Origin of the sequence: uncultured Citricoccus sp., from assembly GCF_937871995.1 — a bacterium.
In the GTDB taxonomy this organism is placed as follows: Bacteria; Actinomycetota; Actinomycetes; order Actinomycetales; family Micrococcaceae; genus Citricoccus.
In genome coordinates this window covers 1-20660 of the sequence record NZ_CALMQR010000018.1, presented here as the reverse complement: position 1 = coordinate 20660, position 20660 = coordinate 1, and the positions used below count along the sequence as shown (strand labels likewise).

At 72.2% G+C, this 20660-nt stretch carries 21 protein-coding genes and 1 pseudogene; 11 read left to right on the top strand and 11 right to left on the bottom strand.

The features are described from left to right. The 7 genes from Q0283_RS01825 to Q0283_RS01795 form a co-directional block, all read left to right on the top strand. Positions 1-282: RNA-binding S4 domain-containing protein (locus Q0283_RS01825; protein WP_298042304.1), on the top strand; the 282-nt coding region annotated here is incomplete at its 5' end. Between the two features lie 175 nt (positions 283-457). After that, positions 458-1267 carry a hypothetical protein gene (locus Q0283_RS01820; protein WP_298042302.1) on the top strand — a complete coding sequence of 270 codons (810 nt, stop codon included), beginning with the start codon at positions 458-460 and terminating at the stop codon, positions 1265-1267. Then, a complete protein-coding gene (locus Q0283_RS01815; RefSeq protein ID WP_183528040.1) occupies positions 1264-1890 on the top strand; it encodes a class F sortase in 627 nt (208 codons plus the stop codon). The genes Q0283_RS01820 and Q0283_RS01815 overlap by 4 nt, the downstream gene beginning before the upstream one ends. A 215-nt stretch (positions 1891-2105) precedes the next feature. After that, complete coding sequence (locus Q0283_RS01810; RefSeq protein ID WP_010145723.1) at positions 2106-2309, top strand: cold-shock protein; 204 nt, start codon at positions 2106-2108, stop codon at positions 2307-2309. A gap of 78 nt (positions 2310-2387) precedes the next feature. After that, complete coding sequence (locus Q0283_RS01805) at positions 2388-3395, top strand: aldo/keto reductase family protein (protein ID WP_183528042.1); 1008 nt, start codon at positions 2388-2390, stop codon at positions 3393-3395. Positions 3396-3661: 266 nt separating this feature from the next. Beyond that, positions 3662-4936: an Ig-like domain-containing protein gene (locus tag Q0283_RS01800; RefSeq protein ID WP_298042296.1), complete on the top strand. Its 1275-nt coding sequence runs from the start codon at positions 3662-3664 to the stop codon at positions 4934-4936. Positions 4937-5010: 74 nt separating this feature from the next. Beyond that, on the top strand, positions 5011-5295 hold the full coding sequence (locus tag Q0283_RS01795; RefSeq protein ID WP_183528045.1) for a hypothetical protein: 285 nt from the start codon (positions 5011-5013) through the stop codon (positions 5293-5295). A 22-nt stretch (positions 5296-5317) separates the two neighbouring features. Here Q0283_RS01795 and Q0283_RS01790 read toward each other — a convergent pair whose 3' ends face one another. Continuing rightward, complete coding sequence (locus tag Q0283_RS01790) at positions 5318-5764, bottom strand: MFS transporter (RefSeq protein WP_298042294.1); 447 nt, start codon at positions 5762-5764, stop codon at positions 5318-5320. After that, positions 5677-6603 (bottom strand): MFS transporter, encoded by a 927-nt coding sequence (locus Q0283_RS01785; protein WP_298042291.1) that lies wholly within the window; start codon positions 6601-6603, stop codon positions 5677-5679. The genes Q0283_RS01790 and Q0283_RS01785 overlap by 88 nt, the downstream gene beginning before the upstream one ends. Positions 6604-6707: 104 nt before the next feature. On the opposite strand from Q0283_RS01785, the gene Q0283_RS01780 reads away from it, so the two are divergent. Further along, positions 6708-7925, top strand: a complete 1218-nt coding sequence (locus Q0283_RS01780) for an MFS transporter (protein ID WP_298042288.1) — start codon at positions 6708-6710, stop codon at positions 7923-7925. Here the strand turns inward: Q0283_RS01780 and Q0283_RS01775 are convergent. The 5 genes from Q0283_RS01775 to Q0283_RS01755 form a co-directional block, all read right to left on the bottom strand. Beyond that, a complete protein-coding gene (locus Q0283_RS01775) occupies positions 7920-8471 on the bottom strand; it encodes a hypothetical protein (protein ID WP_183528049.1) in 552 nt (183 codons plus the stop codon). The two genes, Q0283_RS01780 and Q0283_RS01775, sit on opposite strands and share 6 nt — an antisense overlap. Positions 8472-8481: 10 nt before the next feature. Then, on the bottom strand, positions 8482-9795 hold the full coding sequence (locus Q0283_RS01770; RefSeq protein WP_183528610.1) for an MFS transporter: 1314 nt from the start codon (positions 9793-9795) through the stop codon (positions 8482-8484). Positions 9796-9836: 41 nt separating this feature from the next. Next, positions 9837-11012 carry an amidohydrolase gene (locus Q0283_RS01765; RefSeq protein WP_298042307.1) on the bottom strand — a complete coding sequence of 392 codons (1176 nt, stop codon included), beginning with the start codon at positions 11010-11012 and terminating at the stop codon, positions 9837-9839. A gap of 202 nt (positions 11013-11214) precedes the next feature. After that, on the bottom strand, positions 11215-11949 hold the full coding sequence (locus Q0283_RS01760) for a hypothetical protein (RefSeq protein WP_298042285.1): 735 nt from the start codon (positions 11947-11949) through the stop codon (positions 11215-11217). Between the two features lie 55 nt (positions 11950-12004). Beyond that, entirely contained in the window at positions 12005-12781 is a 777-nt protein-coding gene (locus tag Q0283_RS01755; RefSeq protein ID WP_298042283.1) for a DUF5058 family protein, read from the bottom strand. 153 nt (positions 12782-12934) lie between these two features. Here Q0283_RS01755 and Q0283_RS01750 point away from each other — a divergent pair, with 153 nt between their 5' ends. Then, the gene (locus tag Q0283_RS01750; RefSeq protein WP_298042280.1) at positions 12935-13960 is read left to right on the top strand and encodes an Lrp/AsnC family transcriptional regulator; all 1026 of its coding nucleotides are present in this window, start codon (positions 12935-12937) and stop codon (positions 13958-13960) included. Positions 13961-13964: 4 nt separating this feature from the next. On the opposite strand, the gene Q0283_RS01745 is transcribed toward Q0283_RS01750, so the two are convergent. Continuing rightward, positions 13965-14477 (bottom strand): DUF3237 domain-containing protein, encoded by a 513-nt coding sequence (locus Q0283_RS01745; RefSeq protein WP_298042277.1) that lies wholly within the window; start codon positions 14475-14477, stop codon positions 13965-13967. A 111-nt stretch (positions 14478-14588) separates the two neighbouring features. Between Q0283_RS01745 and Q0283_RS01740 the strand changes: the two genes are divergently transcribed. Further along, positions 14589-15917 carry an MFS transporter gene (locus Q0283_RS01740; protein ID WP_298042275.1) on the top strand — a complete coding sequence of 443 codons (1329 nt, stop codon included), beginning with the start codon at positions 14589-14591 and terminating at the stop codon, positions 15915-15917. Positions 15918-15959: 42 nt separating this feature from the next. Then, complete coding sequence (locus Q0283_RS01735) at positions 15960-16865, top strand: LysR substrate-binding domain-containing protein (RefSeq protein ID WP_298042273.1); 906 nt, start codon at positions 15960-15962, stop codon at positions 16863-16865. Positions 16866-16874: 9 nt separating this feature from the next. Here the strand turns inward: Q0283_RS01735 and Q0283_RS01730 are convergent, their stop codons facing one another. From Q0283_RS01730 to Q0283_RS01720, 3 genes and pseudogenes are all read right to left on the bottom strand, one after another. Beyond that, positions 16875-18893 carry an FMN-binding glutamate synthase family protein gene (locus Q0283_RS01730; protein ID WP_298042270.1) on the bottom strand — a complete coding sequence of 673 codons (2019 nt, stop codon included), beginning with the start codon at positions 18891-18893 and terminating at the stop codon, positions 16875-16877. Between the two features lie 168 nt (positions 18894-19061). After that, a complete protein-coding gene (locus Q0283_RS01725; RefSeq protein WP_298042267.1) occupies positions 19062-19619 on the bottom strand; it encodes a thioesterase family protein in 558 nt (185 codons plus the stop codon). Between the two features lie 207 nt (positions 19620-19826). Next, positions 19827-20660 (bottom strand): annotated as a pseudogene (locus tag Q0283_RS01720) (hypothetical protein); the annotation flags it as partial.

Genomic DNA, 20660 nt, shown 5'->3' with positions numbered 1-20660 from the left:
GTGCGTCTCAACGGCCAGCCGGCCAAGGCGGCCCAGCCGGTCAAGCCCGGTGACACCATCCGGCTGCGCCAGCCGGGCCGGGAGAGGGTCCTGGAGGTCACCGGCCTGCTGGCCAAACGGGTCGGGGCCGCCGAGGCGGTGCGCCACTACGTCGACCACTCGCCGCCGCCGATCCCCCGGGAACTGCTGGCCGTCCCCCAGCGCGATCGCGGCGCAGGGCGCCCCACCAAGCGGGACCGCCGTCAGATGGACCGGCTCCGCGGCCGGGATCCTCAGCCCTGAGGAAGCGAAGCGGGACCGAAACAGACTCAAAAACCGAGTAGGGCGGCGCCCGATGACGTGGTCGTCGGCAGTGCACGTCGGGTAGTGCCTACTAGTGCCCCATTCACAGCCCTCTCATAGGTTGGGGTGCTACCAGTCCACCCCGGGCTGGATCCAGCGGACGAAGGATCTTCTGATGCAGCACACGACCCCCCTCTACCGACGCACGCCGGCCATCACCGGGATGGCAGCCCTGGGCCTGGTCACGACGGTGATGCTGGCACCCGCAGCACACGCCGACACGGACCTGGACCTCGCGGAAGGGCCTGCCAGCACCATCGTGGTGGCGGACGTGGAGGGTGCGGCCGGGACCGGTGGCGCCGAGGCCACTGTCGAGACCGCACCCGAACCAGTCACCGGAACCGGTGAGGAGGCCCCCGCCGAGACCGGCGAGGCACCCGCCGGCGGCACCGATGAGGCGCTCACCTCCGGTACCGGCGAGGCGCCCACCCCGGAGACGGGTGACGAACCGCCCGTCGGCGCCGAGGCGGGTCCCGCCGACGCGGAACCGGCCGAGGGGATCCCCGCAGCGGGCCCCGCGGAGCAGGACGGCCTCTGCACCGACGCCGCCGCCGGGGACCAGCAGGATGCCGGGACCGGTGACGCGGCACCCACGGACACCGGCACCGGTGACGCCACCATCGAGGCCGGCACGGACGGCACGGACGGCCTCGTCGAGACCGCGGCAGCGGCCACCGGTGACGGCGATGGCGACGGCACCCTGACGGACCCGGGGTGCGCCGCCACCGCGCCGGACCAGGCCGGCACCGGTCCCGGCGCCCCGTCCGGGGACGACACGCAGTTGCCGGTCGGGGGCGTCGACGCCGGCCGGGGCGAGGCCGCCGGCCAGAACGTGGTCCTGCCGATCGCCACGGCGGGCGCCCTCGCGGCCGCGGTCAGCCTGGGCGCCTACACGCTGGTCCGCCGGAGGCGAAGCGCGGCATGAGCCCCCGGGACGTATCCACCGTGGACACCCGCCGGCCCCCCGTGCGGCCCCGGCGTCTCAGCACCGTGCTGGCCGGGACCGCACTGGCGGTGTCCCTGGCGGGTTGTTCGATGGATACGTCCGCGTTCCTGAACAACGTGGAGTCGGCATGGAAGGGACCCGCAGACACCCTGGCCACACCTGTCGCTCCCGCCGGACTGGAGATCCCGGCCATCGGCCTGCGGACCGGACTCATCGGGGTACAGGTCCAGGACGACGGGACGCTCGGGGTCCCGGACAGCGGCGAGGACGTCGGGTGGTATTCCCCGGACGAGGATCCGGCCGGAGGCCACCCGACCGTCTTCGTCGCCCACGTGGACACCCCGGCCGGGCCCGCGGTCTTCGGGCGGTTGCCGGAGCTGCGCCCCGGGCACGAGGTACGGGTGACCGACGCCGGCGGGGACGCCCGCGTCTACCGGGTGGATCGCGTGGAGGACCACCCGGTGGACGACTTCCCCACGCTCGAGGTCTACGGAGCGGTGGCCGGTGACGAGATCCGGCTGATCACGTGCACGGGGGTCTTCGACACCGGCCGGGACCAGTACCTGGAGAACCGGGTGGTCTATGCCTCACGCTCCGGGTGAATTCTTGGCCAACGCCGAGGATTCGACCCCGTGGGGCTGTTGTTTCGACCACTCTCACGTAATATGGGCGACGAAGTGTAGTAGCAGTAAGTCCGTCATCACTGCGGACCGGTCAGCTCTCGGGCTGGACGGGGCGTTGGGAAGCGGTTTCGCCACACACCGCTTCGCCCCCGCGGGAATCCCCGTGGGTAAACACCCCAATGAAAGAGGCATCCATGGCCACCGGTACCGTCAAGTGGTTCAACGCTGAGAAGGGCTACGGCTTCATCTCCCCGGACGACAACTCCGCTGACATCTTCGTCCACTTCTCCGCCATCGAGGGCTCCGGCTTCAAGGAGCTGCAGGAGGACCAGAAGGTCGAGTTCGAGGCCCAGCAGGGCCCGAAGGGCATGCAGGCTGCTGCAGTCCGCCCGCTCTGATCTGATCAGACGCCGCAACGGCCGCTCTCCCCGTCGGGAGGGCGGCCGTTGCCGTTCCCGGCCGACTAGGGTGAATCCATGAGATTCAGATACCTCGGCAACAGCGGACTCAAGATCTCCGAGATCATCTACGGCAACTGGCTGACCCACGGCTCCCAGGTGGAGAACGAGACGGCTCACGCCTGCGTCCGGGCCGCCCTCGACCAGGGCATCACCAGCTTCGACACGGCCGACGTCTACGCGAACGGCAAGGCCGAGTCGGTCCTGGGCGAGGCGCTGAAGGGAGAGCGCCGGGAATCCCTGGAGGTCTTCACCAAGGTCTACTGGCCCACCGGCCCCAAGGGTCCCAATGACACCGGACTGTCCCGCAAGCACATCCTCGAGTCGATCAACGGCTCCCTGCAGCGTCTGCAGATGGACTACGTGGACCTCTACCAGGCGCACCGCTACGACGTGGAGACCCCCCTGGAGGAGACCATGCAGGCGTTCGCGGACGTCGTGCGGTCCGGCAAGGCCCTGTACATCGGCGTCTCCGAGTGGCCCGCGGACAAGATCCGCGAGGCCCACGCCATGGCGAAGTCGCTGGGCATCCAGCTGATCTCCAACCAGCCCCAGTACTCCATGCTGTGGCGCGTGATCGAGCCCGAGGTCGTCCCCGCGTGTGAGGACCTCGGAATGTCCCAGATCGTCTGGTCCCCGATGGCCGGCGGCACCCTGACCGGCAAGTACCTGCCCGGCCAGCAGCCCCCGGCCGGTTCACGGGCCACCGACGAGAAGGGCGGCGGTCAGCAGACCATGGCCGCGTGGCTGACCGATGACGTCCTGACCGCCGTCCAGAAGCTTAAGCCGATCGCCCAGGACCTGGACTGCACCATGGGCCAGTTGGCCATCGCCTGGGTGCTGTCCAACCCGAACGTCGCCGGCGCCATCGTCGGCGCGTCCCGCCCCGAGCAGATCGTGGAGAACGTCCGGGCCTCCGGGATCACCCTGGACGAGTCCACCCTCGCGGCCGTGGACGCCGCCATCGGTCACGTGGTCACCGACGACCCGGCGAAGGTCTCGGTCCCCGAACGCCGCGTCGTCTGACCGGCGCCCGGCAGCGCCCGGTCGCGGTCGGTCTGCCCGACCGCGACTGGCCTGGCCGGGCCACGGGCCAGGCCAGGCCGGTGATCCGGCCCCCGGCGGCCTCCCGACGTCGCGGCACCGGGAGGCCGCCGTGATCACCGTGATGTGACTGTGATAGCCAAGGCCCCAACATCACGGTATGATTACGAGTACGCCGGTGCTGTCCGTCACGCTCGACGGGGCGGACAGCACGGGGCCAATGTACTTCAGAGCCGGGGGGCACCTGAATGACCACCACTGCCCACCGACTGGCAACCCCACATCGTCCACGCAACGCGCGCCCTCTGCTGAGCCGTGTCGCCGCCGTCGGGTGCAGCACCCTCCTGGCCGCCACCGCGCTGACCGCCCCGGCCGCCGCCACCGGCACCGAGTCGCCCGCGCCCGAGGGTTCGCCCTCCACCTCCCCCACCGTGGCAGCGACGCCGAACCAGGCCCCGCAACTGACGTGCGGCGGGGTGATGACGCAGAACGGCTCCACCGAGTCCATCCGGGTCAGCGTCTCGGACCCGGACGGGGACCCGGTCACGCTCCGCGCCGACGTCTCCATGCTCGGGGTGCAGCCCACCGTCGCCGGCCACGTCATCACCTATGCGGCTCCGGCCGGTGCGACCGGTCAGGACAACTTCGCCGTCATCGCCTCCGACGGGCGGGGCGGTGAGGCCCATTGCGAGATCGGCGTGCTCGTCCAGCCCGGTGCCGCCAGCCCGACGCCGACCCCTACACCGACACCCACTCCCACGCCGCCGCCCGGACCCGCTGATCCGACCCCGGAGCCCACGACGGCCGCCCCCACACCGACCCCGGTTCCCGAGCCCACCAGCGAGGCACCGGCGCCCGGGGACTCCCCCACCCCGACGCCGACGTCCCGTCCGTCCTCACCCGGCACCACCACTGCCCCCGCCACGCCGGGTGACGGATCCGATGACGAGACCGGCACGCTCCCGGGCGGCGCGTCGCCGGCCCCCGGAGCGGGCGATGACGCGGATTCCGGGGCGGTCACGCCCGGTGGCGCGGTCACGCCCGGTGGCGCCGACCGGCCCCGCCCCGGTTCGGAGGGGGCCGGCGGGGACTCGGGCGGCGAGGAGACGGCCACCGATGCAGTCCCCACCGAGGGTCCCACCGGTGGCCCGGCCGTCGTCCTGCCCCCGCGTCCCGCCCCCGCGGCGGGCAGTGGTGCACCGTGGGCAGGAGTGGTCCCGAGTGAACTCGGTGCGGGGTCCAAGCGCGTCCTGGAGGACGCCGAGAGGCTGCTCGACGGCCTCGGCACCGGTCAGGCCGCCGACGGGGGTGGCACCGGGGCCGGTGGGCCGCAGGCAGGCACCCCGGACTCCACAGCTTCCGCAGCGGATGAGGACCGGGACGCCGCGGCCGACGCGGTCCACGTGGACCGGACGGCCGGGACCGGTGCGAGCGGGTGGCTGTTCGGTGGCGTCGGCACGCTGATGATCGCCCTTGTCGGTCTGGCCTTGATGGCCCTGCCGCGCGGGCGCCGCCGACACTAGACTGGAACCACGATGCGGCCGATGGAGGCGGATCAGCCCACTCTCCGGGCCGCCCGAGATCGAGGAGGTCCGTGTTGGCCCGCTACGAAGACGAACTCGAACAGCAGTTCATCGAGGAGCCGGAGAACGATCTGGAGGAACCGGCCGACGGCCGCGACGGCACCGTCGACTTCGGCTCGTCGGATGACCCGGACACCCTGGACGCGATCGACCCCCTGCGCCGGGACACCTTCCTGCTGGACGGTGACGAGGACTACAACGGCATCCCGGACTACCAGGAGGGCGGCCCCGAGGAACCCGGAGCCGATCCCGATGCGGACGGCGAATGGGACGGCGAGGAGGACGAGAACGAGGACTGAGCCCCGTCGGGGCTGAGCCCCCTCAGGACCCGTTCGCCCCCGGGGTGTCCGGGCCGGGTGTGTTCGGGCCGGTGTGACGGCCCAGGATCCGTTCGAGCCCGGAGAGCCCGAGCACCGCACAGGCGAACCACACGCCTCCGGCCGGACCGAGTGGTGCGGCGACGACGCCGGCCACGACCGGCAGGACCACCTGCCCGAGGCGGTTCCCGACCAGGCGCAGGCCGAGTGCGGCGCCGCGCCAGTCGGCCGGGACCGCCTGCGCGATCAGGGTCATCGTCAGGGGCTGGCCCAGCCCGAGGAACGACCCGCCCACGGCCATCAGCACGGCCGCCAGCCACAGGGCGCCCAACGGCTCCAGGGCCAGGGGCACCAGTCCGATCGTCACCGCGGAGACCAGCAGCGCGGCCAGCACCAGCGTGTTCCGGGACCAGCGGGCGGTGAACCACGGCAGGAAGATCCTGGACAGCACGGACCCGGCAGGACGCCCACCCACAGCGGTGAGACCCCGGCCGCCTCGCCCACGAGCGGCATGAATGCCGTCAGGATGTCGATGACGGCCAGCAGGGCCAGGGCGGCGAGCATGTGGGAGGGCACCCCGGGCACCCGGAGGATGCGCGGCGCCGTCGCCTTCTGCGCCGTGGGCTGAGCGGCGGTCGCGTCGACGGCGCCGCCGGGCCGGGAGTCCGCGGCCGGCGTCGGGTCCGGAGCGGTCTGGGCGCGCAGGGAGAACATGACGGGCACGGCCAGCAGGGAGATGCCCGCGCCGAGCCACAGGGCCCAGGTGATCTCCTCGTCCAGTCCGCCCCCGGTGGCCGCCTGGGCCAGCGGGACGTTGCCGAGGATGAGTCCGGACAGCAGGGGGCCGGCCATCTGGCCGACGGAGAACGCCGCCGTGAACCAGCCGAAGGCCGCGTCCATCATCTCCCGGGGAGCCCGCCGGCCGATGGCGGCCTGGCCGGCGATCGTGAAGACGAGATGGCCCATGCCCAGCAGCGCCGAGGCCGCCATGATCATCACCACCGAGTTCCCCCAGGCCAGGGCGGCCCCGGCCAGGGACATCACGAGGGCGCCGAGGGCGATCATGCCGCGCAGGGAGGGCAAGCGGCCGGTGACCCGGCCCAGCCACATGGCGCTCACCAGCGGCACGATCGCATAGGCGGCGGTCGCCAGGCCCACGGCGGTCTCGTCCGCGCCCAGGGTCAGGAGCTTGTAGCTGGTGACCGGACGCAGCAGGTTCAGCGCGGTCTGCGTCAGGATCGCGGCGACGACCATGAGCCAGAGCCAGGTCAGGGAGCCGCGTTTCGCCATGACCACCAGCGTAGACCGCGCTCCGACCTCGGACGGGGGGAACTAGGATGCCTACGAACCGTGTCGTCCACGGCTCATCCCCCGCCCAGGAAGGCCAGTGATCCATGCCCCCCGCCAGTGCGGTTCCCCCCGGACCGAGCCGGTTGTGGAGCCGGGACTTCATCCTCGCCTCACTGACCAACCTGTTCCTGGCCATGGTGTTCTACCTCCTGGTCACGGCCATGGCCCTGTACGCCGTGGACCGGTTCCAGGCCTCGGACGCGATGTCCGGGCTCGCGGTCGGCGCCTACGTCCTGGGCGCGGTGTTCGCCCGGCTGCTCACCGGCCAGGCCATGGACTCCCTCGGCCGGCGCAGGGTGCTCATCGGCGCCCTGATCGCCTTCCTGCTCGCCTCGACGCTGTACCTGCTGGCGAATACGCTCGCGCTGCTGATCACCGTGCGCTTCGTCCACGGGATCGCCTTCGGCGCGGCCGCCACCGTCCTGGCCGCCTCAGTGATCGGCCTGATCCCGCGCCACCGCCGCAGCGAGGGCACCGGCTGGTTCGGCACGTCCACCACGGCCGGTTCCGCGTTCGGGCCGTTGCTGGCCTTCCAGCTCACGGACGCCTTCGGGTTCGATTCCCTGTTCCTGGCCTGTACCGTCTTCTCGCTCTTCGGCCTCGCGGCCGGACTGGTGGTCCGGCTGCCCGCGCCGCCCCGGCCAGATAGCTCGGGACCGCGACTGCGCTTCTCCGTCCGCGGGATGCTCTCCCCGCAGGCCCTGCCCGTCTCGATCGTCATCCTGCTGGCCGGGACCGCCTTCTCGGGGGTGCTGGCCTTCCTCAACGGCTACGCCCAGCAGGAGGGCATCAGCCCGACCGTGGCCAGCTCCTTCTTCCTGATCTACGGCACCGTCCTGGTGGCGACCCGCTTCGTGGTCGGGCCGATCCACGACCGCTTCGGCGACAACGCCGCCGTCGTCCCGCTCCTGGTGTCCTTCATGATCGCCCTCGCGGTGCTCGCCGCCTGGCCCGTGCCCGCGGGGATCTTCGCGGCGGCGGCACTGACGGCCATCGGCTTCGGCGCCCTGCTCACGAGCCTGCAGGCGATCGCCGTCACGGTGGTGCCGCCCCTGCAGATCGGGGTGGCCACCTCGACCTACTTCATCATGCTCGACCTCGGCATCGGCCTCGGCCCGGTGATCCTGGGGGCCCTGCTGCCTGTCACCGGTTATTCCGGCATGTACCTCGCGCTGGCCTGCCTGATGGCCCTCACCATCGGCGTGTACTGGCTGGTCCACGGCCGCCGGCCCGCGGCCCGGCGGCGGACCCGCGGGTCATGATCGCGGGGCGGCGCCCGGGTGGGTCCCCGGCCCGACGACGGCGCGCGCGGCGGCCAGCACGAGAGCACCCAGGACGAGGATGAGCACCACCTCCGCCCCCACGTAGAGGTAGTGGGTGAGGGACCCGCCCTCGGACTCCCCGGCCAGCACGGCATCGGTCCGCTCGTTCAGGAACGGGCGGATCACGGCGACCTTGACCACCAGCACGGCGGTGGCCGCCCAGCCCAGGGCCCAGAGCCGCTGCCGGCCGGGCCGGCCCAGGCACCTCCACAGCGCCACGAGCAGCAGCACGGCCAGCACGATCTCGACGATGTTCATCGCCAGGAAGACCCGGCGTCCGATGCCCAGGCCCAGCGGGATCGTGATCCCCGGGGCCGTGAACTTCAGCGGCGCCTCGATCAGGGAGATCCCGGCGATCAGCCCCAGCCACACCGAGGGCACCACCAGCAGCGCCGTGCGCGCCCAGAGGGGGCCACCGGCGGGTGCAGGGGCCTCGGCCGCGGCGGGACGAGGGGGACGGTGCGGGCTGGCGCCGGGGGTGTCCATGGCCCCGAGTCTAGGCCGGTGTCACCCGTGACCGCGGCTGGCGGCGGCCGTGCGCGCGCAGGAACAGGGCCATGCCGAAGCAGCCCACGTACATCACCGCGATGACCAGCCAGCCGATCGAGAAGTCCCCGGTGAGGTCCCGCAGGGCGCCCATCACCAGCGGGCCCAGGGCGAAGCCGGAGTACATGCCCATCGAGTTGATGCCGGAGGCGGCGCCGATCCGCTCCGGGGCCACCACCTGCATCAGGCCCGCGTTGATGACCACGTTCGCCCCGAGCACCGTGACACCGTGCAGGGCCGCACCCGCCCAGATCAGGGCCGGCAGGTGCCACAGCCCGGCGGCCAGGAACGCGGCGACCCCGGACAGGGCGCCGGCCGAGATCATCAGCAGCAGCGTCGAGGCCTTGACGCCGGCCGACATCCGCCGGCCCCACCAGATGCGCGAGACCACGCCGATCACGCCGGACACCGCCGTGGCCACGCCGCCCAGGACGAGGGAGAAGCCCACCGCCTCCATGGAGAACAACGGCAGGTAGACGTTGGTCGCCTGCATGCCGAAACCGGACAGCAGCGCGATCGAGGCGAAGATCCACACCGTGGCCGGCAACCGGTCCGCCGACGGCCCGTCCGGGTCCTCGGCCCGGGCATCGCCGGGGGCGGCCGGCGTCGTGCTCTCCGGTCCGGGCCCGGACCGTGCCTCCCGCGCGGCCCGGGCCGCCAGCTCGCGCGGGGTGGGCACCACCGCAAGCCCGTAGGCCAGCAGCCCCAGGGCCACCAGCGCGGCACCGAGCGCGGCACCGGTCCAGCCGAGCCACAGGGACACGGCCGGGAAGAACAGGCCGGAGAACAGCTGGGAGGCCTGCACGCCGGACTGCTTGACGCCGATCCAGCCGGCCCGCCTCACCGGGGGCACGGCGCGGATGATGATGCGGTTGGTGGTGGGGTTGGAGATGGCCTGGGCCGGTCCGGCGAGCACGGCCGCGAACAGCAGCACCCAGTAGTGCGCGGCGAACGCCCCGACCACCAGGGCCACGGCGGTGCCCGCGAAGATCAGCACGAGCTGCGCCCGGGCGCTCATCCGGTCGGCCAGCCGGCCCAGGTAGATGCTGGAGATGGCTGCCGAGGCGAACACCACCGAGACCACGAGGCCGAGCTGGCCGGCCGAGATGCCCAGCTGGTCGATGATCAGGGCCGAGGACACGGAGACGCCGTAGTTGAACAGCGGTCCGACGCCCATCGCGCACAACAGCACGAACAGCAGCGCGCCCGAGGCCCGGGTGCGGCGGTCGGGGTCGGCGGGCTGCGCGGGATCGGGTCGGGTCATCACCCGATGAGGATAGTCCTCGTCAGCGGGCTCCCCGCGGACTACGAACCGAGCCTGCTCCGGATCGCGGCGAGGGCCGCCGTCGCCGCCGTCCACAGGGTCGGTTCGGGCACGGGCACGAACCGCGGCGAGTGGTTGACGGGCATGGTGCCGGAGTCCACCGTCTCCTGGTCGAAGCCGCCGTAGAACCAGAACACGCTCGGCACGCCGAGTGCCCCCGGCAGGGTCCCGAAGTCCTCCGAGCCCATCATCGGCTCGGCGGCCCGCACGCGGTCCACCCCGAGGGCCCCGCGCAGCACCTCGGTCACGGCCGCGGTCTCGGCCGGGTCGTTGAAGTTCCGCGGGAAGCGGTAGAGCTGCTCGATCCGCGGCTCGGGGGCCCCGGAGGCGGCCGCCTCGGCGGTGATGATGCGCCGGACGGCGGCCAGCACGTGCTCGCGGACGTCATCGTCCATGGTGCGGATGTTCAGGGTGAACTCCGCGGTCGCCGGGATGATGTTCTCCTTCAGTCCGGCGTGGAAGGTGCCCACGGTCACGACGGCGGCGCGGCGCGGGTCGAGTTCCCGGGCCACGATGGCCTGCAGCCGGGTGACGATGTGCGCCCCCTGCACGATGGGGTCGATGGAGTCCTGCGGCTGGGAGCCGTGCGACTGCTCGCCGTAGAGCGTGACCTTGAGCGAGTCGGCGTAGGCCATCGCGGTGCCGGGGACGATCGCCACGGTCCCGGCCAGTCCGGGCATCACGTGCTGGCCGTAGACGACCTCGGGGCGGGGCGCCCTGTCCCAGATCCCGTCCTTCACCATGGCCGCCGCGCCGGCGGCCGTCTCCTCGCCGGGCTGGAAGATCAGCACCACGGTGCCGGACCAGGTGTCCCGGTCCGCGACCAGCACCTCGGCCGCGGTGATCAGCGCGGTGACGTGGGTGTCATGGCCGCAGCCGTGCATCACGGGCACCTCGGTGCCGTCCTCCAGGGTGCCGCGGGCGGTGGAGCGGTAGTCGACGTCGGAGTCCTCCTCGATCGGCAGGCCGTCCGTGTCCGCGCGGAAGCCGACCACGGGTCCCTCGCCGTTGCGCAGCACGCCCACCACCCCGGTGCCTCCGCAGCGGAAGTGCTCGATGCCGAGGGTGTCCAGATGGGCCTCGATGAACTCCGCGGTCCGGTGCTCCTGCATGGACAGTTCGGGGTTCGCGTGCAGGTGCCGGTAGAACTCCAGCATGCGGGCGCGCAGGCCCTCGTCGAGTCCGGCGGCCGGCGCCGGACCCGGTCCTGCGGCCGGTGTTGAGGCCGGCCCGACGTCCGAGCCGAGGGTCTGGAGCTGCTGGTCTGGGGTGGTCATCGCGGTTCCTCTCGCGGGGTCTGTGGGATGTTCGGCCGGTGCCCTGCACGGACACCTCGGATGCTACGGGGCGCGCACGCCGTCAGGGCACCTCGGGCGTGGCGTCCCGGCCCGCGCCCGCCTCGCGCTTGCGGACGAACCACCCGATCACCAGGGTGGTCAGCACCACGATCGCGGTGGCCACCATCGCCAGGGACGGCACGAGCGGCACGAGCACGAACAGCACCAGGACGGCGACCACGAAGGCCACGATGGTGGCCCGGACCTGCTTGAGGCTCACGATCGCCTGGATGATCACGGCACCCATGACCGAGGGCAGCACGTAGATGCGGACCACCTCGGTGACGTCCGGCGGGATCACGCTGATCAGCCAGGTGCCCAGCAGCCCGACGAAGACGAACAGGGAGACCAGGTGGACGGCGGCGGCGCCGCAGATGGCCATCACCGCCGCGAGGCTGCCGCGCGGGGTTCCCGGCTTGGCGCCGATGCTGGACTGGGCGATCAGGGCGGCGGGCAGCAGCTTGTTGGAGATGTTGCCGATCATGAACGCCTGGTACATGGACGCCGAGCCGAGGATCGGGAAGTAGGTCAGCGGTTCGACCAGCCAGATGACGAAGAAGGTGCCGGCCACGGCGGCGAAGGCGGTGAACAGCTGGGTGGCGGTCACGCCGAGGTCGGCGAAGAAGACGAGGTAGAGCGGGCCGGCGAGGGAGAACACGAGCCCGGCGATCATGGTCAGCCGGCCCCATCGGGACGTGGTGCGCTCGAACTCGCCCATGCCGGCGGTGGTCTGCGGGCCTGTGAGGGTGGCGGTCATGGAAGTCTCCTGGGATGTGCGTCAGCGGGAGGAAGCCGGAGGGGGAAGGGGTGGGTCAGCCGACCGGGCCGAGCCCGGCCGAGTGGGCCAGGTAGGCCGCCGTCAGCCCGACGAGGATGGCGATGCCCAGGCCCCATTCGCGCAGCCAGCGCAGCCCGGGGACCCGGGCCAGGACCAGGCAGAGGCCCATCACGGCCGCCGAGGTGAGCAGCGTGATCACGTGCACGGGGCTCTTGGGGACCTCCGCCAGGCCGAGGGAGATGAACGCCCCGAGCAGTGCCGCGGCCGGGACCACGGTCATCAGGGCGGGGTTGACCTTCTCCAGCTTGTGCCCGCCGCGCTGGAGCAGGGGCGTGAGGATGAGGGTGGCCAGCATCCACATGGCCCCGCCCATGCTCATGGCGAAGAACACGATGGCGAAGACCTGCGGGGTGTAGGTGGGCCCGCCCAGTTCCGCACCGGTGGTGCCGGCCGCGATGCTCGCCGCCGCGGTCTCGAAGGACACCGATCCGATCAAGCCGATCCGCACCAGGGTGGCCGGCGTGCCGAACAGGGCCAGCAGGGCGATGGCGACCAGGACGACCGCCAGGGAGGGGCCGACCGCGGCGATCGCCCCGGTGCGGAAGGAGGTCCGCAGTTCCTGCGGCGTCATCCCCACGGAGGGGGCCGCCTTGCGGGCCGCCTTCATGTAGATCACGGACTGGACCGCGACCACCAGGAACACGCCCAGGGCGCAGATCCACAGGACCGGGGTGTTGGCCAGCGCCAGGACGGGACTCGGCTCGGCGGCCGCTGCCATCGAGGCCGTGGCCAGCGCGGTGGTGGGGATCATGGGAACCTCCCGGTCGGGCCCACCAACCCCTGGGACGCGAGGTCTGGGGTCGGCAGGATGCGGTGCAGGGTGTGGCTACCATTGTGGTGTGGCGTACATCACCCAGCGGGAAATCCCTGAGAATCTGCACACGAACCGGCCATAGAGGAGAAAGTGAACATCGAGACCCTGCTCACGGAAGAGGACCTCCAACTCGTCCACGCCCTCCAGCTCGGCCCCCGGTTGCCCTGGGGGGTGCTCGGCGAGGTCCTGGACGTGCACCCCACCTCGCTGGCCACCCGGTGGCGGCACCTGGAGCGCAGCGGCCTGGCGTGGATGACGGCGCACCCGGTGGGACACCCCGACCAGATGGCCCTGTCCTTCCACGACGTGCAGTGCGCGCCCGGCCGGCGGCGGGAGGTGGCCGAGGCGGTCGCGGGCATGCCCGACGTGTTCACCATCGAGGAGTGCCACCGGGACCGGGACCTGATGCTGACGGTCATCACGCCCAGCCAGGCGGTCCTCACCGAGTCGGTCTACCCGCAACTGGACCGCGTGCCCGGACTGGCCCGGTACGAGACCGCGTTCTGCACCCGGCTGCACGGCAGTGGCGGCAACTGGCAGCTCGACGCCCTCTCCCCCGACCAGCGGGCCGCCCTGCGCGCCGCCGCCGGCCCGCGCCCGGAGTCCTTCGCCCGCTACGTCACCCCGCCGCCGTCCTTCGGGCCGATCGTGCGTGCCCTGGGGCGCTACGCCCGCACGACCGCGGCCCAGATCGCCGAGGAGACCGGACTGCACCCGGCCACCGCCCGGCGTCGGCTGCAGAAGGTCCTGGACAGCCGCACGCTGTCCTTCCGCTGCGAGGTCTCGCACCGGGCTGCGGGCTACCCCGTGGTCTGCCAGTGGTTCGCACGGCTGCCGGCCGCGGACCACGACGCCGCCGCGGCGGCCCTGTCCTCCCTCGGGGCCCTGCGGCTGTGCGCGTCCACCACGGGGCGGACGAACTTCACCTTCATGATGTGGCTGCGCTCCGCGGCAGACATCATGACGGTCGAGCAGGCCGCCTCGCGGCGGCTGCCGGGCCTGGAGATCCGCGAGAGCGTGATCATCGCGAACATCCCCAAGCGCGTGGGCTGGCGCCTGGATCCGGACGGCGCCCGCACCGGGGAGTTCATCCAGCCCGGTTCCGCCTGGGACTGAGGCCTCAGCGCACCCGCCACAAATCGATGAGCACCCGGTCCGGCTCGCGCCGGCCCGAGCCGATCACGACGGTGGACTCCAGCCAGGCCCAGCGATCACCGCTCACCTCGAAGCGCGGGCAGCACCGGAAGTAGATCCGCTCCGCCGGGACCTCGTCACCACGGACCAGGGCCGCGATGTCCTCGGCCGAGCCCGTGCGGTAGGCGGCGTTCATGACGAACAGGCGGTCGCCGTCGTCGGTCTCGATCACGTAACGGGCGTCCAGGTCCGAGCTGGTGTCCGAGGTGATGAGCTGGAAGTCCGCCCCCGCCGGCAGGATCCGCCCGTTCAGCTCCGGCCCCGTCACCGTGCCGCCCGAGATCGGGATCACGCGCCGCAACCCGGTGCGCGTCCGGCCCACCTCCACGGGGGCTGAGACCTCGACGGCGAGGCTGGCCAGGAACTCCAGGTGCGGAGGCGTGGGGGTGACCGCCCCGGAGGGTGCGGCCGGTTCGGGCAGGGTGGGGGTCTGGGTCATGGAAGCCAGCGTAGGGCGGGCCGGCCCGGGGGGCCATGCACATCCGGTGTGCATGCGATGCACGCAGATGTCCATTGAAGATGTCAACGATTCGGGCAGAGACTGGGTGACATGACTCACAGCACCGTCACCTCTCACCAGCCCCTGGACCGGGCGCCCCGCCGGTCCGGCCGGGGGCGGGACCTCGTCGCCGTCAACATCGGGAACGCGCTGGAATGGTTCGACTGGAACATCTACGCGATCTTCGCCCCGTTCTTCGCCGCCCAGTTCTTCCGGGCCGAGAATCCGGTCTCCAGCCTGCTGTCCACCCTGGCGGTGTTCGCGGTGGGCTTCCTCATGCGTCCGGTCGGCGGGTGGCTCTTCGGCCGGCTGGCCGATGAGAAGGGCCGCAAGTTCAGCCTGACGCTGGCCATCCTGCTGGCCTCGGCCGGTTCGCTGCTGATCGCCGTGGCCCCGACCTTCGACGCCGTGGGCGTGTTCGCCGGTGTCGTCCTGCTCGTGGCGCGGCTCGTCCAGGGCCTGTCCCACGGCGGTGAGACGGGCAGCGCCTTCACCTACCTGGCCGAGATCGCCCCGCGGGACCGCCGGGGCGTGTGGGCCTCCACCCCGTGGCTGGGCGTGGGCGTGGGCACCATGCTGGCCACCAGCATCGGCGTGCTGCTGACCGCCCTGCTGACCGAGGAGCAGATGGCGGGGTTCGGCTGGCGCATCCCGTTCGCCGTGGCGGCCGTGCTCGGCCTGTACGCCCTCTACATCCGCAAGACGATGAACGAGTCGGAGGTGCACACCGAGCGCAAGGCCCAGGACACGGCACAGCACGGGGAGCGGCGCCGGTCCCTGCGGGAGGTCGTCGGCGAGCTCTGCCGCGAGTGGAGGCCGCTGCTGCAGATCATCGGGCTGACCATCTCCGGGGTGGTGGCGTTCTACACCTGGTTCATCTTCGCGCCCGGTTACGCGTCCCGGGAGTTCGGCATGGACCCGAACGCCTCGCTGGTGGCCGGACTGTGCGGACAGGCGGTCTTCCTGGTGGCCATCCCCGTCATGGGGTGGCTCTCGGACCGGTTCGGCCGTCGACCGGTGCTGCTGGTCTTCGCCGCGGGGTTCGCGCTGCTGGCCTTCCCGCTGGAGTGGATGCTGGGCCCCAGTCCGGTCCTGCTGTTCCTCGCGATGGCCGCGGGGTCCGTCCTGCTGGCCGCCAACTGCGCGCCGCTGGGTGCGGTGTTCGCCGAACTGGTGCCCACCCGCCTGCGTGCCACCCTGATCGGGATCGGCTACGCCACCTCCGGGGCGATCTTCGGGGGCACCGCCCCGTACCTGAACACCTGGCTGTCCAGCATCGGGATGCACGGGGTGTTCGTGGGCTACATGATCGCCCTGTGCCTGATTAGCGTGGTGGTCATCATCAGGATGCCGGAGACCGCCCGCGGCGAGCTCCGCTGACCACGCCGGGCGGACCCGGCGGGAAGCCGAGGACCGTTGCGAGTGACCCTGCGCCAGCTCGAGCACTTCTGCGCGGTGGCCCAGACCGGCAGCATCAGCGCCGCGGCGGCCCGGCTGAGGGTGTCCAGGACCTCCGTGACCGAGGCCCTGGACGCCCTGGACCGCATCACGGGGACGGTGCTGTGCCGGCGGAGCAAGGCCGAGGGCGTCGTCCTGACCCTCTCGGGACAGGACTTCCTGGCCCGGGCCCAGTCCGTCCTCGACCAGGCGCGCGAGCTGGAGGAGATCGACGGCGAGCGCGCGCTGGGAGGCACCCTCGCCGTCGGGTGCTTCGGTTCGCTGGCCCCGACCGCCCTGCCCCTGCTGTGGTCCGAGTTCTCCCGCCGGCACCCCGACGTCACCGTGTCCGTCACCACCGGCGGCCGCCGTGAGCTCGTGGAGCAGTTGGGCCACGGAGTCCTGGACGTCGTGCTCGCCTACAACCTCCATGCCCTGCCGGGGGTGCAGTCCGCGCCCCTGTACGACACCACCATGTACGCCCTGCTCCCGGCGGACCACCGGCTGGCCCGCGCCGGCCGGGCACCGATCACCGAGCTGGCGGACGAGCCCCTGCTGCTCATGGACGTCTCCCCCAGCACCGAGGACATCCTGTCCTACTTCGCCCACCACGGCGTGACGCCCACGGTCCGCCTGACCACGCCCGGCTTCGAGCTGATCCGGTCCCTCGTCGCCCGCGGACTGGGATACTCCGTCTTCATCCAGCGCCCCCGGCAGGACGTGTCCTACGAGGGCCTGCCCGTGGCCTGCGTCCCGCTGGACCCGGTGCCCCACCTGGAGCGCGCGGCCATCGGCTGGTCCGAGCGCCGGCGGCTCCCGGCCCCGGGGCGGGCCTTCGTCACCGTGACCCTAGGGCTCGCGGACCGGATCGCCCCGGCCCCGCTCACCTGACCCGGGCCGTCAGTCGCCGGGAAGCCCCTCCGGGCGGGGCGCGTCGCTGACCACGGGCGTGGACCCCGTCTGGGCGCGCCGGGTACCGCGGTCCTGCTGCGTGCCCTCGGTGGCCGGGCTGGCATCGCGCACCGGGGCGAGGCCGCCGGTGCGCGGTTGCGGCACGCCCTCGTCCGCGCCCCGGCCCCCGCCCTCGGCGGCACTGCGGCCGGCACCCGGGCGGTCCTTCGTGGCGGTCCCGCCGGCCCCCGTCCCGGCGCCCACCGGGACCTTCTCGCGGGGTGCCGCGCCGCCGTCGGGCCCCTCCCCCGCGCCCGGCCCACCGGTGTCCTCGGCCTGGCGCGCGAGGGCCGCCAGCCGCAGGTCCCGCAGGGGCAGTGCGGAGGTCTCCACGGTCAGCTCGTCGCGCCACTGCGGTCCGGCCGCGGAGGGCAGGGGCGCGTGCTCGCCGAAGTGGTCCGGGTCCGCCTCGGCCCAGTCGGCGGCCCAGCCGCGCGGCGGGTCGGTGAGCAGTTCGTCCTCGCGCAGCCAGTGGTAGATCGAGGCGTAGGACCGGGTGGTCAGGTGGTCCACGCGCCGCCGCAGCATCCTCGTGGTGAGCTGGGACGGGTTCGAGACCCCCATCGAGGCCATCATCTGCACCGCCTCGCGCACGGTGAGCTTGTGGTAGTTGTGCACGCGGTGGGACTTGTCCTCCACGTCCAGGGCGCGCACGAGCCGCGGGTTCTGGGTGGCCACCCCCACCGGGCAGTGGTTGGTGTGGCACTTCTGGGCCTGGATGCAGCCGGTGGCCATCATCATGGCCCTAGCGCTCATGGTGAAGTCCGCGCCCTGGATCAGCCGCTTGACGATGTCCGAGCCGGAGATGATCTTCCCGGCCGCCCCGATCTTGATCATGTGCCGCAGGCCGGTGCCCACCAGGGCGTTGTGCACCAGCATCAGCCCCTCGGTCAGCGGGGTGCCCACGTTGTCCTGGTACTCGAGCGCGGCCGCGCCGGTGCCGCCCTCCGAACCGTCGATGATGATGTAGTCCGGGGCTATCCGCTCGGCCCACATCGCCTTGCACATCGCCAGCACGTCCGTGCGGGAGCCGACGCAGAACTTGATGCCGATCGGCTTGCCGCCGGAGAGCTCGCGGAGCCGCCCGATGAACCGCACCATCTCCCGCGGGGTGTGGAAGGCGGAGTGCGAGGCCGGGGAGATGCAGTCCACGCCGACCGGCACCTCGCGGGCCTCGGCGATCTCCTCGGTGACCTTGGCCGCCGGCAGCACACCGCCCAGCCCGGGCTTGGCGCCCTGGGAGAGCTTGATGGTGATGCCCTTGACCTCGGGCAACCGTGCCTTCTCGGCGAACCGCTCCGGGTTGAAGTGGCCGTCGTCGGTCCGGCAGCCGAAGTAGCCCGAGCCGATCTCCCAGAACAGGTCCGCCCCGTTGCCGCGGTGGAACTTGGTCAGCCCGCCCTCACCGGTCTCGTGGATGAACCCGCCCATGCCGGCGCCCTTGTTCATGGCCAGGACCGCGTTCTTGGACAGCGAGCCGAAGGACATCGAGGAGATGTTCAGCAGGGAGATGTCGTAGGGCTGGAGGCAGTCCGGGCCGCCGATGCGGACCGTGGGCAGGGGCTGGGGGGTCGGGACGGGGGCCGTGGAGTGCAGCAGGTACTCGTAGCCGATCCGGTTGGTGTCACGCTCGGTGCCGAAGGCCTTGTGGTCGTCCTGGCCCTTGGACCGGGAGTAGACCAGGGACCGCGCGTCCCGGTCGAAGGGCTTGCCGTCCACGTTCCGCTCGATGAAGTACTGCTGGATCTCCGGGCGGATCGACTCCAGCAGGTAGCGGGCGTGGCCGATCACCGGGAAGTTCCGCAGGATCGAGTGCCGGCGCTGCGTCATGTCCCACACCGCCAGCACGAGCAGCAGCAGCACGATCACGCCGAGGACGATCCAGGCCCAGAGGCCGACGAGGTAGGCGACCACCAGGACGAAGAGCAGGATCACCAGTCCACCGATGATCAGCAGGCGGTTGTTCATCCCCCCATGGTGCCACCGCTGGGCGCTGTGTCACATGGGGCGGGTGCCAACGTCACGGGAGGCCCCGACATCACAGGGGGCGCAGGCGCCACAGGGGGGGCACGTGCCGGCGTCACATGGGGTGGGCGTCGGTGACACGGGGCCGGGTGTCGCCCGCCGCCGGGAGGCTCACCAGAGGTGCGGGGCCGGACGACGGGACCCGGGCAGGGCGACGTCGACGCGCCACTCGTGCAGCCACTCCGGCAGGACCAGGTCCGCCGGGACGTCCTCACCGAGCCCGTCGCGGACCGCGGCGATGATCTCCTCGTTGGACACGGGCCCGTCGGGGCCGACGAGGCGCGAGGCCACGTAACCCCGGGCGCAGACCTGACCGTCCACGACGAAGCGCTGCTCGAGCCAGATGCACTTGTCGTCCAGCCCGATGATGCGGGTCTCGAGCGAGTATCCCTGCCACAGGGTGATCGACGCGCGGAACGCGATCTGCTCGGCCTGCACCACCGGGGTCCACCCCTTGCGGCGGAACAGGTCCCACGCACCCGAGCGGACCATCAGGTCGAACCGGCCCAGGTCCATGAGGGAGAGGTACATGCCGTTGTTGACGTGCATCGCGATGTCGATGTCCGTGGGCAGGGCCCTCAGCGGCAGGGAGGAACTGTCCCAGATGCTCAACCGGGAGCGGCGCCGGGAGGTGATGAGCAGCAGCAGGGTGCGCAAGAGCAGGTGCATGGGACCATGCTCGCACGAGATGTTACCCACCGGTAGGGTCATGCCGGTCAGTTCCTGCCACGTCGAATCATGCCCTGCTGGACATCTCATCCTGGCAACCGGGAGGAGATGTCCAGCAGGGCATGACGAACGCCCGGAGCCGCCCGGAGCCTGCCGGATCCAGCGGCAGGACCGGCGGACGGATCGGCGGGCGAGCCCGCGGCGGGGTCAGAGCAGGTCGTCGGTGAGGTGGTCCGGGGTGCCGAAGCGGTGGGCGGTGATGGAGATCGCCTGCTCGTGCAGGAAGGGCAGCAGCTCCACGTCCCCCGCGGACACCACCGGCCCGGCGTAGACGGCCAGGTCCGGCGAGCCGTCCACCGCCTCGTGCAGGGCGAGGACGGCGGCCCGGGACTGTTCCGCAGCGACCTCCCCGCCGATCTCGACGGTACCGGCCGCATCCGCGTCGCCGCCGGCGGGACTCGCCCCCCAGTCCAGGACCATCCGCACCCGGGGATCGCCGCTGCCCTCGGCCGAAGGTGGCAGCTGGGCCAGCTGGCGGGCGCGGGCGTGGAAGGCGGAGGTCGTCTCCACCTGGACGTCCACGGGCGCCCCGGACTCGACCAGGAAGTCCAGCACCTCGGCGGCCAGCGGCTCGGGGGTGCTCAGGGTCAGCGGCCCGCCCGCGCGCAGTCCGGCGGCGAGCACGCGCAGCAGGTGCGCCAACGGCCCGGACTCCCAGCGGATCAGGACGGGCACCGGCAGGTACCGCAGCACGTTGCGCTCGGCCGTCAGGCCGGAGACGTCCCGGGCCACGCCGAATTGTTCCTGCCATGCCACCGCGTCCAGGCCCACCGCCCGGGTCAGCCAGGCCAGTTCGGTGTCGTCGAGGTCCTCGGCCACCTCGTCCACGAGCCGGCGGGCCGGGCTGTCGTCGGCGCGGGCCGCCGCGTCCGTCACGACCACCGCGCCACCCGGCACCCCACCCGTGGAATCCCCCAAGGGGGCCCCCGTGCCCGTCACGACAGCCGTGCCACCCGTCACGGCCACCGCGCCGTCCGGCAC